The organism is Parerythrobacter aestuarii (assembly GCF_030140925.1).
Taxonomy (GTDB): Bacteria; Pseudomonadota; Alphaproteobacteria; order Sphingomonadales; family Sphingomonadaceae; genus Parerythrobacter; species Parerythrobacter aestuarii.
The window spans coordinates 2,130,065-2,143,477 of sequence record NZ_JARBWD010000001.1; the positions used below are offsets into that span (position 1 = coordinate 2,130,065).

The window sequence follows — 13,413 nt, forward strand, 5'->3', positions numbered from 1 at the left end:
TGTCATCCGGCTGGCTAGGCTTTCAGGATGACCGATACACCCAACCGCTCCCGCTCGATCGCCGGGCGTGTCGCCATCGTTACCGGGGCCGCCAGCGGTATGGGCCGCGCGACGGCCAAGCTCTTTGCAGCCGAGGGCGCGAGGGTGGCGGTGACCGATCTCGACCTTGCCGCCTGCGAGGCGGTCGCGGCGGAGTGTGGCGAAGGCGCGCGGGCCTATGCGCTCGATGTGGCGGACAAGCATGCAATTGCGCGGGTCGTCGCGCAGATCGCCGAGGACTTTGGACGCGTCGACATCCTCGTCAACAATGCCGGGGTTTCGAGCTTCTGCGCGCTTGATGACGAGGAATATGACGACACCTTCGCCCGCGCGCTGGCAGTGATGCTGACCGCGCATCAGCGCATGGTTCGCGCTGCCCTGCCGCACCTGCGCAAGAGCGACGCGGCCAGAATCGTCAATATCGCCAGCACCGAAGGCCTGGGCGCGACGCCCGGCGACACGCCCTATGTCGCGGCCAAGACCGGGGTGACGGGCCTGACCCGCGGCCTCGCGGTCGATCTCGGCCCGGAAGGCATCACCTGCAACTGCATCTGTCCCGGCCCGATCAGCACCGCGATGACGAAGGGCGTGCCCGACGAGCACAAGGTGATCTTCGCCAAGCGCCGCACTGCCCTCAAACGCTACGGCGAACCGGAAGAAGTGGCGCATATGACGCTGTCACTGGTGCTCCCGGCGGCCAGTTACATCACCGGCGCAGTGATCCCCGTCGATGGCGGGCTGATGGCGCGGAATGCTTGAGGGGTCGCTAGTCGGCCCTATACTCACTCGTCATGCTGAACTCGTTTCAGCATCCATTCGTCAGCCCGCACCGCCTACGAAGGTGGAGAGATGGACCCTGAAACAAGTTCAGGGTGACGGCTTTTCGGTAGTCGCTCGATAATCGTAATAGTCGATGCCCAGCAGAGAGGGCGCTGTAGTCAGGTGATCGATCGCCTCAGCTTTCGCCTCAGGATCGCATCCGAGATCGATCCGTAGCCTGTCTGTCTTCAAGGGACTGCGCCATTCAATCAGCACGTCGCCTAGATGCGGGACCTCCACAACGCATTCAGCAGTATTAGCACTCCAACCTTCTCGGGCTGTCCAAAACCTGTCCAAGCGGTCCTTGAATGCGGACAATTGGTCATTCGAGACCTGAACCGTGGAGAGTTGTGTCTTCCAATTGCGATAACGGCCCGCCCAATGGCCATCTTCGATCAAGACCTTGCCATCATCGTGAACATAGAGAGTACGTTTGTCACACCTCCCGCAATAGGGTCCGCCACTTGAAATTGAAAAGACAATCTGAGTCTCGGCGTTCGATGCCGAGAAAGCCTCATAGCCCTCCCCTCCACAAGATGCAGAAAGAAAAGCCAGCAACAACGCGGGTGGTAAAGTGCGCGATCTCACCCCTTACCCTTGGTCTTCGTCTTCCCCGCCTTCGCGTTGGCGGCGATGTAGTCGATGATCATCCCCGCAATATCCTTGCCGGTGGCGTTCTCGATGCCTTCCAACCCCGGTGACGAATTCACCTCCATGATCACCGGGCCGTGATTGCTGCGCAGCATGTCGACGCCACAGACGTTGAGGCCCATGTGCTTGGCGGCGCGGACGGCGGTGCTGCGTTCTTCCGGCGTGATCTTGATCAGCTGCGCGCTGCCGCCGCGATGGAGGTTGCTACGGAAATCGTCGGGCGCGCCGGTGCGCTTCATGGCCGCGACAACCTTGCCGCCGACCACCAGCGCGCGGATGTCTGTCCCGCCGGCTTCCTTGATGAACTCCTGCACCAGGATGTTGACGTTGGCCCCGCGGAAGGCCTCGATCACGGACTTGGCGCTCGACATGGTCTCCGCAAGCACGACCCCGATGCCCTGTGTCCCCTCCAGCAGCTTGATCACCACCGGCGGGCCGTTGACCGCCTTGATGATCTCCTCGGCCGCCTTGGGATCGTTGGCATAGGCGGTCAGCGGCAGGCCGAGCCCGTGCTTGGCGAGGATCTGCATGCTGCGCAGCTTGTCGCGGCTACGGCCGATGGCGACGCTTTCGTTAAGCGGCCACACCCCGCCCATTTCGAACTGGCGCAGCACGGCGAGGCCATAGTTGGTAATCGACGCACCGATGCGCGGGATCACAGCGTCATATTTGGGCACCGTCTGCCCGTTGTAGCTCAGCGTCGGACGATGGCTGGCAATATTGACCGTGCAGCGGGTCGTGTTGAGGATATCGAACTCGTGGCCGCGCTCCTCCGCCGCTTCCTTCAAGCGCTTGTGCGAATAAAGGTTCGGGTTGCGAGCCAGCATGGCGATTTTCATTTGAGTATCCTTTGGCACTCTGCGGCGCTCGACTGGAGATAGGATCGGCCCGAATCCACGAGGAACCGGCGGCGCAGGGCCGTCCTGCCGATGAGAATTGGAAATTTCATGTCGCTGCGGTCGGCGAGGCTGAATTCCGCCTTGAAGCGAAGCTCGCCGAGTTCAAGCGTGGTGCGGATGATGAAGCGCTCCTGCGCTTCACCGTTGGAACTGGTGACGATGCGCTTGTCGGCACGGGGGGCTTCGACGGTAACCGGCTCGCTCCGCCCTTCGCCGATGTCGAGGAGGAAGCGGACCCAGCGATGTCCGTCGCGGTCGAACCGCTCGATTTCCAGCGCGTGCAACGAGGAAGTGCGCGCGCCGGTGTCGATCTTGGCCGGAATCCGGGCCTCGGTCAGGTCCGGCAACGCGACCATTTCACGCCACCCGACAATGGGGAGCGCAGGTTTATTCGTCACCGCTGCCTTCGCTCTCAGGAAGCGCAACCACCGCCAGCCCGTCACCATCTTCGCCGACCAAGAAGTGGCGCAGGACCTTGCCGCCGGCATAGTCGACTTCGGCTACGGTATTGCTGCCGGTCTCAGCGACATAGATGCGGCTGCCGTCGTCGGACCACAGCACTGTGACCTGGAAGCGTTGCTCGGCCTGCCCCGGCCCGCCGACCTTGATCGTGCGGGTCAGTTCGCCGGAGGCCAGCTCGATCACCGACAGCGTCGCATCTTCCAGGTTGGATGTGATCGCGACATCGCCTTGCGGACGGATCGCCAGCCGCAGCGGGAAGCGCCCGGTCTCAAGTCGCTTGCGCACCTCCAGCGTCGCCGGGTCGAGCTCGAATGCCTCGTTAGACCCGCGCGCAGACACCCACAGCGCGGTCCCATCGGGCGACAAGGAAATCCCCTCGGGCTCTTCCCCCATCGGCACTGAGAGCGGAGGGCTGTCACCGGCGAGATCGATGCGTGTCACTGTGCCCGACCCCATGTCGACGGTCCATGCCGCGCTGCCATCGGGGGCAACGGTGAGCATATGCGTGCCCTTCTTGTTAGTCTTGAATTCAGCCAGCACGGGCGCTTCGCCGAGCGGGTCCTCTACCCGGACCATCGCTTCCCGCCCTTCAGCGGTGGCGTAGAGATTGCCGTTGGCGTGCCAGACGATGCCGTGCGGCCGCGCGCCTTCGCCAAGCTCGATCTCCTTGACCACGACCAGATCGGCGGTGCGCAGGATCGTGATCGAGCGCCCGCCATAGCAGCCCAGCGCGACATGCCGGCCGTCTGGCGATACAGCCAGTTCATGCGGGGTCGTGCAGCTGTCGACACGCTGCACTTCCTCGCCTGTCGCGAGGTCAACCTTGCTCAGCGTGTCTTCGCCCTTGTTGGTGACAAACAGGACTTGCCCCTCCATCGCTCCATCGGCGACAACTTCGGGTGGCGGCAGGTCGGCGGCCGCAGGCGAGCAACCTGCCAGCCACAACGCCGGGGCGGCCAGCCGCAGCATGGTCTTGCCAACATGGGCATTCCTGGATGCGGGAAATGATGTCATGCAAAATCCTTTAGCAGCATCGATACACAACCGAAACGGCGCGCGCGGCGATCACTTGGCCTTGCGATATTCCTCGCGGAAGAGCTTCCTGGGTCGCTTGCGGCACCCCTCGATAGTCTTCGCGAACTTGCCGTTCCAGCGCTCCATCCGGTCCTTGAATCCCTTGGTGTCGCCGGATTTGCTGATGGCGACGAGGAATTCGGCACCGATCAGCATCTTGCGCAAATCGTAGTCGTCTGGATCGGCTTCAGGAAAGGCACTGCGCCACCAGTCGTACTCTTTGATGAACGCTTCGCAGCGATAGGTCTCGATCCCGCTCAGATAGCTGCCGCCATCCTTGCCCTGGCCGAAGTCCAGCGCGAAAACGACATCATAAGAGGCCGGTTCTCCCTGCAGATCGAAGGGCGCAGCATAGCGCCACCCCTTGACGGCTTCGAGCGCCGCCGCATCGAGGATCGTTGAACGGCTGCTGGCGGACACTTCTGCATTGCCGATGCTGCCATCGGGCATGATCGTGCCGGCGATACGGACGGCTCCATGGTGACCGAGCGCCTTGGCCTCTTCAGGCATCGCCGGCTGGCCGCCTTCGAGACGGTCGGGAAACTTGCCGATAAACCACGAAAACTTGGCCAGGCTGGGAACGGCTTCCCCATCCTTTCGGCCGGCCCACAGCTTCCATCCGGCAAGCGCCTCGAGGATCTTCGCGTCGAGTTCGGTATCGCCGCTGCCGAGTAAAAGCTCGGGCTCGGCAATGGCCCCTTCGCGTGTCACGATCGCCTGAGCTTTCACCCGCTGCCCGCGCCCTTGTTCAGCGTAGGCTTTGGCCTCGGGAAATTCGGCGGGGTCGTCTCCCGATCGGTATCGCGGCGGGGTCTCCAGCAGGCTGAGTTCCGTGACGACAACTTCGTCATCATAGCGCAACGATTCCGTGTCGGGCATGGCCTCTGACAGAGGCTCCGAAGAGGGGGCCTCTTGGGCCAGGACCGGGAACGACAGGGACGAAGCAGCCAGCAGCGCGACCCACACAGCCTGCCTCACCATCCTTGCGGCTGTCCTTTGTTCTGCTCTTCGAGCCAGGCCATCAACGGGGCGAAGTATTCGATCATCGCTTCGCCGCTCATCTCGCGGCTGCCCGTGAAGGCTTCCAGCGCATCGGGCCATGGCTTCGACGCGCCCATTTCCAGCATCGCGCCCAGCTTCTCTCCGACATCCTTGTTGCCGTAGAAGCTGCAGCGGTGCAGCGGCCCTTCCCACCCGGCAGCATCGCAGGCCGCCTTGTAGAACTGGAACTGCAGCACCCGGGCGAGGAAATAGCGGGTGTAGGGCGTGTTACCCGGGATATGATACTTCGCGCCCGGATCGAAGGCGTCGGCGGGCCGCTCGACCGGCGGGACAATGCCCTGGTACTCGGTCCGCAGCTCGGTCCAGGCGGTGTTGTAATCCTCCGGCGCGATCGAACCGTCGAACACGCCCCAGCGCCATTTGTCGACGAGGTGCGCGAAGGGCAGGAAGGCGACCTTGTCCATCGCTTGCCGCAGCAGCAGCCCGATATCCTTGTCCGCGCCGGGGACTTCGCTTTCGTCGAGCATGCCGATCTGCACGAGATATTCAGGCGTGATCGAAAGCGCGATGGCATCGCCGATCGCTTCATGGAAGCCATCATTCGCGCCATCGAGGTGGAGGTAGTCTTGGTCCTTGTAGGCGCGCTGGTAGTAATTGTGGCCAAGCTCGTGGTGGATCGTCACGAAGTCATCGCCATTGCGCTTGATGCACATCTTGATGCGGATGTCGTTTCCGTCCTCAACATTCCATGCGCTGGCATGGCAGACGACTTCGCGGTCCGCCGGTTTGGTGAACTGGCTGCGCTCCCAGAATGTCTCCGGCAAGGGATCGAATCCGAGCGAGGAGAAGAATCCTTCACCGACCTTGACCATGCCTTGCTCGTCTAGCCCCTTGGCCTCGATCAGCGCGGTCAGGTCGTAGCCGATATCACCTGCCCCTTCCGGCGCGACGAGGGGGTAGATATTGCCCCATTCCTGCGCCCACATGTTGCCGAGCAAATCGGCGCGGATCGGACCGGTGGCGGGCTGGACCGCGTCGCCATATTTCTCGTTGAGCTTGCGACGGGTGTAAGTGTGCAGCTGCATGTAGAGCGGCTTGACCTGATCCCACAGCTTTTCCTTGGCTGCGGCGAATTCCTCTGCGCTCATATCGTAGTTGGAGCGCCACATGGCACCGACATCGGCGAAGCCCAGTTCCTTGGCACCTTCATTGGCGATAGCGACCATGCGGACGTATTCGTCCTTCATCGGCGCGCCGACCTGATCGTTCCAACTGGTCCACATTTCGGCGAATTCTTCCGGGGTGTGGTCAAGATTGCCCATCTCGGCTTCGATATCGCTGCCGCTGATCGCTTCGCCGTTTAGGGTACCCTTGCCCTTGCCATACTGGCTGTTGAGGCTGGTCGTGATTGTCGCCAGTTCGTTGGCCGAACCTTCTGTCGTTGGAGCAGGCAACACGATCCCGGTGCGCAGCTTGTCGAGCTTGCGAGCCACCTCCGGATCGAGCCCTTCAATGGTAGCAAACTTGGCCGCTTCCAAGGCATACAGAACCGACTTTTTCGTACCTTCAGCGCTGACCCTGGCCGCCAGGGCATCAGTGTCATGGGTAATATAGGTTTCATTGATCCAGTAGATACGGCCGGCATCGACCGAGAAAGCATCAAGATCGGCTTCGACCATCGCTACCCAGTTGGCCGCACCTTCGGGAGTCATCGGAAATTCGGTAGTGGCTTCGGCCTCGGCAGGCTCGTGATGTTCGGCATAGGCTGGAGCAGCCATGACCAGCGCGAGGGCGGTGACAGCGGGGGCGAACAGTTTCATGGGGACACTTCCTCTCAAGTCCGGAGACAACCGGTTTCCATTGATATCGGTTTGGACCCGCGCGGGGTATGAATCAAGCGGCCATCGCGGACCTATCAGGCCGGGCGGCGCTGGCTCCGCTCCAGGATCAGGCCGTTGAGCGGCAGGATGAAGCAGGCGATCCACGAGATCAGCTTGGGATAGTGCATCGCTGCCGCCAGGTGCGCCTTGACGTCATCCCCCTTGCCGGCAGTGAGTTGCTGGATCTGCATCGCCGTTTCCGTAAGGTCGCTGGCAAGGAACACCAGGGCCGAGCCGACCAGCGCCCAACCGATCATGCGCAAGGTTCCCTGCCCTGTGCGCAGGAAATAGAGCCCGCCCATCAGGCTACCGATACCGTAAAGCAGGATAAAACCGAAATCGCTGAGCATCGCCGTAAAGGCGTTGCGATACACGCCGGCCTCGGCCCATGCTTGCTGGATGGCGTCGACCCGTGCCCCGGTGGTGGCGGTCTGGTGATCTACGATACCTTCAGGCACCGCTTCGATCGTCAGCGGCATGTGTAATGCCAGAGCGATGGCAAACGCGATCAACCCGCCCACCCAGAACATCAGGAATCGCCGCCGCGAAATCATCTTACAGGAGCCCCCTCAAGCATCCTTCAACCAGTTTGCGATGGCCTCACCCAAATCGGGCTTGGTCACGCTCGACATGTGCGTACCGGGAATTTCGACATAGGTGGCATCGGGCAATAACCCTGCCAGCTCGATGGCCGATCCGTTGTCGCGATCCTCATCCCCGCATACGACAAGCGTGGGCATAGTGATATTCTTCAGCGCTGCAAGATCAAGATCGGGCAATGTTTGCAATAACATACGTGCCGCGACCCGATCAGTCCCCTGACTCTTGAGAAACTGGCGCGAGAAATAGGCTGGGTCGTCGCGACCTATGGTGTCGAACTCGTCGATCACGCGCAGGAAATGGGCCGAGCGCTTCGACCATTCGCCGAGACCCGCCGTGCCCATCCCACCGATCACCAACCGCTGCGGATCGAGGATACCTTGCGCCACCGCATGGATCGACGTGCGCGCGCCGAGCGAGAAGCCGCCAAGGACATAATCCTCGAGGCCGAGGTGATCGACCAGAGCCGCGACATCGCGCACCAGCACGTTTTCAGGGTACTTGGCCGGATCATGCGGCGCATCGCTCATCCCGTGGACGCGGAAATCGAGCATGATCACCTCGAAGCCCGCCGCGGCAATCGCCTCGGCATGGCCCCACCGGATCCAATTCATGTCGGCATTGGAAAACAGGCCATGGAGCAGCACGAAAGGCGTGCCCTCACCGATCCGGTGCACCGCCAGTTCTGTGTCGTCGAATGAAGCAAAGCGGGTCGTCGAATGGGCGCTCATGCGCGGCTCACTAACCGCAAGAGCAGGGCTTATCCAGCCGCATTTGGCGTCTGCACCCATCGTTGCCTTTAATAAGCATCCTTATTATATGTGCGGCTATGGACAAGAATCTTGGCTGGCTGATGGCGGACAATTCACGGCTGCTGCGGCGCGCTTTCGAAGAGCGTGTGCGCACCACGGGAATTACGGCGCCGCAAGCGCGCCTGTTGCTGGCACTGGAACGGGCCCCGGGCGAAAATCAGGCCTTCTATGCCGACCTGCTGGAAGTGGAACCGATCTCATTGTGCCGCATGGTCGACCGGATGGAGGATTCGGGCCTGGTCGAAAGACGTCCCAACCCCACCGACCGGCGCGCCCGGTTGCTGCATCTGACCAAGCGCGCCCTTGGTGAGATCGCGCGTATCCGGGCCGCGCTCGATGGGTTGCTCGACCGGATGGTCGAAGGGCTCAGCCCCCGCGAGCAGGACGAGCTTGTACGCATGCTCCAGGTTGTGACGGCCAATCTCACCCCGGCTGGCGAGGCCAGGGAGATTGCTCATGGCTGAAGCGGATCCGACCGTCGTGCAAGACCAAGCTCCCGCCGAAGCGCAATCCGACGCGCCCCCTCGGTCCAAGCGCCGCTGGGGACGCATCGTCCTGATGGTTTCGCTGCCGCTGGCACTGGCCCTTGGTGCGCTGACCTATTGGTGGAGCCTGCAAGGCAAGGTCTCGACAGACAACGCCTATATCCAGCAAGATCGCGTGGCGATTTCCTCGGAGGTCGGCGGCCGCATTGTCGAAGTGTTGGTTGGCGAAGGTGACACGGTCAAAGCCGGGCAGCTGCTCTATCGGCTCGATGAAGAACCCTTCCGGGTGGAGATCGCCGAAGCCAATGCCACCATCGCGCAGGCGCAGGCAAACCTCACTGCCCTGGGAAACGATGCCGACCTGTCCGGTGCCGCGATTTCCGCTGCGCAGGAGGACATCGCTTTCGCTGAAGCAAATTTTGCGCGCAAGGACGCGCTCTACAAGCGCGGCTTCCTGACCCTGACCGAGCATGACGCCGCTCGCCATGCCGTATCGCAAGCGCGCGAGCAGCTCCGCATGGCGCAGGCCCGCCAGACAGAAGCGCGGGCGCGCCTGGCGCGAGGTCCCGCGGTACCAGACAAAGACCCGCAAGTGGCCGCCGGAGAGGCACGCAAGGCCTCTGCCGAGCTCAATTTGCGCCGGACGGAGGTTCGCTCGCCGAGCGCTGGCACGGTGACCCAGGCCGACCGCCTCCAAGTCGGACAGCAGGTCGTACAAGGCTTGCCGGTGCTGACACTGGTGGAAGACGGCAGCTCCTATGTCGAAGCCAATTTCAAGGAGACTGACCTTGCCGACATGGTAGTGGGCCAACGAGCTGAAATCCGCCTCGACGCCTATCCGGATGTTGTGCTGGAAGGTCGGGTCGAGACGATTGGTGCCGGTACGGGCTCTGAATTTTCCGTCCTGCCGGCGCAGAATGCGACTGGCAACTGGGTCAAGGTGACGCAGCGCGTGCCGGTGCGTATACGCATCGACAGCAAGAGCCCACGGCGCCTGATTGCCGGGCTTTCGACCGAAGTCACTGTCTTCACCGACGAGGACTGAGGGAGTGGCCAGCGCCGCGCGCCCTGCCTCTCCTGCGCCCGGTGCGGCTGATCCGGTAAGCGACCATGCCTTGCTGGAAGTCCGCAACCAGCCTTTGCTGATGGTCGGGATCATGGCGGCCTCGCTGATCCAGATTCTCGACACCACCATCGCCAATGTCGCGATCCCGCATATGCAGAGCAGCCTGGGCGCAACGGTCGAGAGCGTGACCTGGGTGCTGACCAGCTACATCCTGGCGAGCGCGGTGGCGATGCCCATCACCGGCTGGCTGGCCGACCGGTTCGGGGCGCGGCGGTTGTTTCTCCTCTCCGTGCTCGGCTTCATCATCACATCGATGATGTGCGGGCTGGCACAGAACCTCGAGGAAATGGTGATCTTCCGCGCCTTGCAGGGAATCACCGGGGCCTTTATCCCGCCGCTGAGCCAGAGCTTCATGCTCGATACCTCGCGCCCCAGCCGCCACCCACAGGTGATGGCGATCTGGGGCCTTGGCATCATGATCGGCCCGATCCTGGGTCCGGTGGTCGGCGGCTGGCTGACGGAAAGCGCCAACTGGCGATGGGTCTTTTTCGTCAACTTGCCGATCGGCTTGCTCGCGCTCGCGATCCTGATGGCGGAACTTCCGCACCGGGATGCAAAGGCACGCAAGTTCGACCTGTTCGGCTTCCTCATGCTGGGGATCGCGCTGACCGCGCTGCAACTGATGCTAGACCGGGGGACGCAGCAGGACTGGTTCGATTCAGCGGAGATATGGATCTATGCCTTGCTCGCCGCCAGCACAGGTTGGATCGCAATTGTCCATTTCGCCACCGCTGGAGAGCCACTGTTCGACAAGGCGATATTCGCCGACCGCAATTTCGTCATCGCGCTCAGTTTCATGTTGATCATTGGCGTGGTCATGTTTGCCAACATGGCGCTGATGCCGCCGATGCTGCAGCGATTGTTCGGTTACGGCGTGATCGACACCGGTATCGTGCTGATGCCGCGCGGCGTGGGGGTGATGCTGAGCATGCAGCTGTCCGGCCTGTTGATCCGCCGCGGAGTCGATGCGCGAATCATTGTCGCCACTGGATTCGCCATCGCCGCGTGGTCGCAGTGGTTGATGGCAGGCTGGTCACTGCAGGCTGACAGCTGGCATTTCATCACCACAGGCCTGATCCAGGGGCTGGGCCTGGGACTGGTGTTCATCCCGCTCAATGTGACTGCGTTTTCGACGCTGGAAGGGCGGCTGCGGACCGATGGGTCGAGCCTGCTCAATCTCACCCGCTCGCTCGGCGCATCGGTGGGCATTTCGATCACCAGCGCCCTGCTCGGTGCCAATCTCCAGACCGCGCATGAAGAGCTGGGCGGCCATGTGACAGGTGCAAGCACAGACTTGATTGACCTGTCGACCGTTGACCGCTTCCAGATGGCCGGAGAAGTCATGCTGCGCCTGGTCGATTCGGAAGTGAACCGGCAAGCGGCCATGATCGCCTATGTCGACGATTTCTACCTGATGATGTGGCTGACGCTGGCTGCGATCCCCTTCGCCTTCGTGATGCGCAAGGCGGGGCCGCCGCCCGGTGCCAAGCCGGGTTAGCGATCGACCTATTCCGGGATTGAAACCTCGATGATCTCCTTTGGCATCGGCAATTCAATCGCTGCGCGCTCAACGATTGCGAAATCCACCAGCCGGATCTTCAGGAATTCAGCTGAATTTGGACCGTCCCAGGCAATCAGGGTCACAGTATCGCGGTCGATCGTGTTTGCTGCATCGACAAATCTCAGGCGCTTCGCGAGCGTCACTTGCTCGAGATCGGAAAAGCGCCCGATGATAAGGTCCAGCCTGCCATCAGCGTAGTCCTGCCGTGTACCGACCAGCGCCACATAGGCCACAGTGACTTGCCTGACTTCATCGTCGCCCCAGCGGCGCGGTACCTCGAGCGTAGTCCAGTTGAAGAGCAGTTGGTCGGAGCCCTCCGGGAGGAGCAGGCGCGACTTTCCGGTGGTCATATTGACCAACGACAGGTTTTCGCCGTCAACGTCGAGATCCTCGGCGTCGTCCGGTACAATGCGATACTTGACGATGGTTCCTTCCGGAGTTTCGATTTCCTCGCCCTCGTAGCGGGATTCTCCATCGAGACCGGGATCTCCGTAGACCTCGAGCTCCGATCCCCACTCGATTGACCAGTCGCCAGCCTCATCGACCGCTTCAGCGACATCTTCCAAAGCGGCGTCGACGGCATCGGCGGCTGAGTCCGAATCCATTTGCCTGGTATCTGGCACATCCTGCGCCTGCGCCGCGAAAGAGGTCGACAAAGCGAAAGCTGCGGCCATTGTCAGCAGTTTGCTCACCGCTTGTCCAGCCCCTTCTGCTCCATCCGCCATTGCACCATCTCGATCCGGTCCTGGCCAAAGAAGGGCTCGCCTTCGAACACCAGCGTCGGCACGCCCCAGTGGCCGGCCGCCTCGAGCGCGTCCTGGTTGGCGGCGATCTCGGCGTCGAGCTGGTCCGCCTCCGCGCTCACTTCGGCGTCGAGATCGGCAAGGTCGAGCCCGGCCCGCTCGGCTGCACCAGCGAGGTGGTCACCCTCGTGCCAGTTCTCCGCCCCGCCCCAGATGAGCCGTCCAGCTTCGGCAGCAAAAGCCAGCCCCTTGCCGCGCCGGGCCGCCGCCTGCCCCAGCCTTGTGACGCGGCGGATGTAGGGCTGATCGGCGGCAATCTCGCGGGTCTGGACATTCTGGATGATCGGATCGGGCCGCGGCGGGCCGAACGGGATGCCGTGGAACTGCGCTACGCGGAACATGTCGCGGAAAGTGTAGCCGAGCCAGTTGGGATGGTTGCGTTCGAAGAAATCGGGCTGCCGCACCGCCAGCGGATAGACCGGACGCAGCGCGATATCGACGGTGTAGTCCTCGCTCATCGCGCGATAGCGTCCGATGGCGAGGTAGCTGTAAGGTGAGCGGAAGCTGAAATAGAGATCGGCTTGCAAGGTCATGATCTTCACCTGAAAACACAGCTGGTGCCGGCCCACAAATCCTGCACGTCGCCATCGCCAAAGATGCCGGAAACAACGCCGTCGTTGCTGTCCGTGATGGTGAACTCCTCGCCCAGCGTGCTTTCTTCGTAGAGCTCGTAGCCGTCGAGCGCTTCGACCTTGGCCCGTGCGGTACCGATACCGGTACCATCGCTGGTAGCGATGTCGCTATCGCCGCGCAGCCACCAGCCGACGAAGACATCGTCCTGCACATTGATGGTCAGCGGGCCGAAATCGATGAACTCCATCGGTCCCGCGCCGCATTCGTCATTGCTTTCCTGTCCGCGCGGTGCGCCAATCGATTGCGCCAGCGTGGCAGCGACATGGTCGGCAGCGGTGCCAAAGGGCAGGACCGTGACGGCAACATCGCTACGGCGGACAATCCCCAGCCCTTCACCATCAAGCACGACGAAATAACGGCTGTCGTCATAGGCCTCGCCCGGTTCGGCGTCCGTATCCTCCTCGGCCTCCGTGTCTCCCTCATCGTCGACAAGCCCAACTGCGCTGTCTTCATCGGCATAGGCCTCAGCGTCTTCGTCGCAAGCGACCAGCGCGAGTGCCAGCGCGGCCATGCCGCCAATCAGGATTGTTCGCATGTCTTCCCCCTTCTTTCCCCGCGGGAGGTGCC

The 13,413-nt window shown here is 62.2% G+C and carries 14 protein-coding genes; 4 read left to right on the plus strand and 10 right to left on the minus strand.

Annotated elements, in window-relative coordinates; translation table 11 throughout:
• The first annotated feature begins 27 nt into the window (after window positions 1-27).
• Window positions 28-798: an SDR family NAD(P)-dependent oxidoreductase gene (locus QPW08_RS10385; RefSeq protein ID WP_284125741.1), complete on the plus strand. Its 771-nt coding sequence runs from the start codon at window positions 28-30 to the stop codon at window positions 796-798.
• A gap of 644 nt (window positions 799-1,442) precedes the next feature.
• Here the strand turns inward: QPW08_RS10385 and rimK are convergent.
• The 7 genes from rimK to QPW08_RS10420 all read right to left on the minus strand — a co-directional run bounded on the left by rimK (window position 1,443) and on the right by QPW08_RS10420 (window position 8,157).
• Window positions 1,443-2,348: a 30S ribosomal protein S6--L-glutamate ligase gene (gene rimK, locus QPW08_RS10390; RefSeq protein WP_284125742.1), complete on the minus strand. Its 906-nt coding sequence runs from the start codon at window positions 2,346-2,348 to the stop codon at window positions 1,443-1,445.
• Window positions 2,345-2,806, minus strand: a complete 462-nt coding sequence (locus QPW08_RS10395; protein ID WP_284125743.1) for an ATP-dependent zinc protease family protein — start codon at window positions 2,804-2,806, stop codon at window positions 2,345-2,347. Before QPW08_RS10395 ends, rimK begins: the two co-directional genes overlap by 4 nt.
• Window positions 2,796-3,884: a YncE family protein gene (locus QPW08_RS10400; protein WP_284125744.1), complete on the minus strand. Its 1,089-nt coding sequence runs from the start codon at window positions 3,882-3,884 to the stop codon at window positions 2,796-2,798. The genes QPW08_RS10395 and QPW08_RS10400 overlap by 11 nt, the downstream gene beginning before the upstream one ends.
• A gap of 51 nt (window positions 3,885-3,935) precedes the next feature.
• Window positions 3,936-4,823: an energy transducer TonB gene (locus QPW08_RS10405; RefSeq protein WP_284125745.1), complete on the minus strand. Its 888-nt coding sequence runs from the start codon at window positions 4,821-4,823 to the stop codon at window positions 3,936-3,938.
• A gap of 95 nt (window positions 4,824-4,918) precedes the next feature.
• Entirely contained in the window at window positions 4,919-6,766 is a 1,848-nt protein-coding gene (locus QPW08_RS10410) for a M2 family metallopeptidase (protein ID WP_284125746.1), read from the minus strand.
• Window positions 6,767-6,861: 95 nt separating this feature from the next.
• Complete coding sequence (locus QPW08_RS10415; RefSeq protein ID WP_284125747.1) at window positions 6,862-7,380, minus strand: hypothetical protein; 519 nt, start codon at window positions 7,378-7,380, stop codon at window positions 6,862-6,864.
• A 15-nt stretch (window positions 7,381-7,395) separates the two neighbouring features.
• Window positions 7,396-8,157 (minus strand): alpha/beta fold hydrolase, encoded by a 762-nt coding sequence (locus QPW08_RS10420; protein WP_284125748.1) that lies wholly within the window; start codon window positions 8,155-8,157, stop codon window positions 7,396-7,398.
• Between the two features lie 98 nt (window positions 8,158-8,255).
• On the opposite strand from QPW08_RS10420, the gene QPW08_RS10425 reads away from it, so the two are divergent.
• From QPW08_RS10425 to QPW08_RS10435, 3 genes are read left to right on the plus strand one after another with little or no spacing between them, the layout of a single operon-like run.
• Window positions 8,256-8,702 (plus strand): MarR family winged helix-turn-helix transcriptional regulator, encoded by a 447-nt coding sequence (locus QPW08_RS10425; RefSeq protein WP_284125749.1) that lies wholly within the window; start codon window positions 8,256-8,258, stop codon window positions 8,700-8,702.
• Window positions 8,695-9,768 (plus strand): HlyD family secretion protein, encoded by a 1,074-nt coding sequence (locus QPW08_RS10430; RefSeq protein ID WP_284125750.1) that lies wholly within the window; start codon window positions 8,695-8,697, stop codon window positions 9,766-9,768. Before QPW08_RS10425 ends, QPW08_RS10430 begins: the two co-directional genes overlap by 8 nt.
• Before the next feature lie 4 nt (window positions 9,769-9,772).
• Window positions 9,773-11,347, plus strand: coding sequence for a DHA2 family efflux MFS transporter permease subunit (locus QPW08_RS10435; RefSeq protein ID WP_284125751.1), 1,575 nt, complete (start codon window positions 9,773-9,775; stop codon window positions 11,345-11,347).
• Between the two features lie 8 nt (window positions 11,348-11,355).
• On the opposite strand, the gene QPW08_RS10440 is transcribed toward QPW08_RS10435, so the two are convergent.
• Genes QPW08_RS10440 through QPW08_RS10450 form a run of 3 tightly spaced genes read right to left on the minus strand, consistent with a single transcriptional unit; the run spans window position 11,356 to window position 13,381 of the window.
• A complete protein-coding gene (locus QPW08_RS10440) occupies window positions 11,356-12,102 on the minus strand; it encodes a hypothetical protein (protein ID WP_284125752.1) in 747 nt (248 codons plus the stop codon).
• Window positions 12,099-12,746: a 2-hydroxychromene-2-carboxylate isomerase gene (locus QPW08_RS10445; RefSeq protein ID WP_284125753.1), complete on the minus strand. Its 648-nt coding sequence runs from the start codon at window positions 12,744-12,746 to the stop codon at window positions 12,099-12,101. The genes QPW08_RS10440 and QPW08_RS10445 overlap by 4 nt, the downstream gene beginning before the upstream one ends.
• 5 nt (window positions 12,747-12,751) lie before the next feature.
• The gene (locus tag QPW08_RS10450) at window positions 12,752-13,381 is read right to left on the minus strand and encodes a hypothetical protein (protein WP_284125754.1); all 630 of its coding nucleotides are present in this window, start codon (window positions 13,379-13,381) and stop codon (window positions 12,752-12,754) included.
• Window positions 13,382-13,413 lie beyond the last annotated feature (32 nt).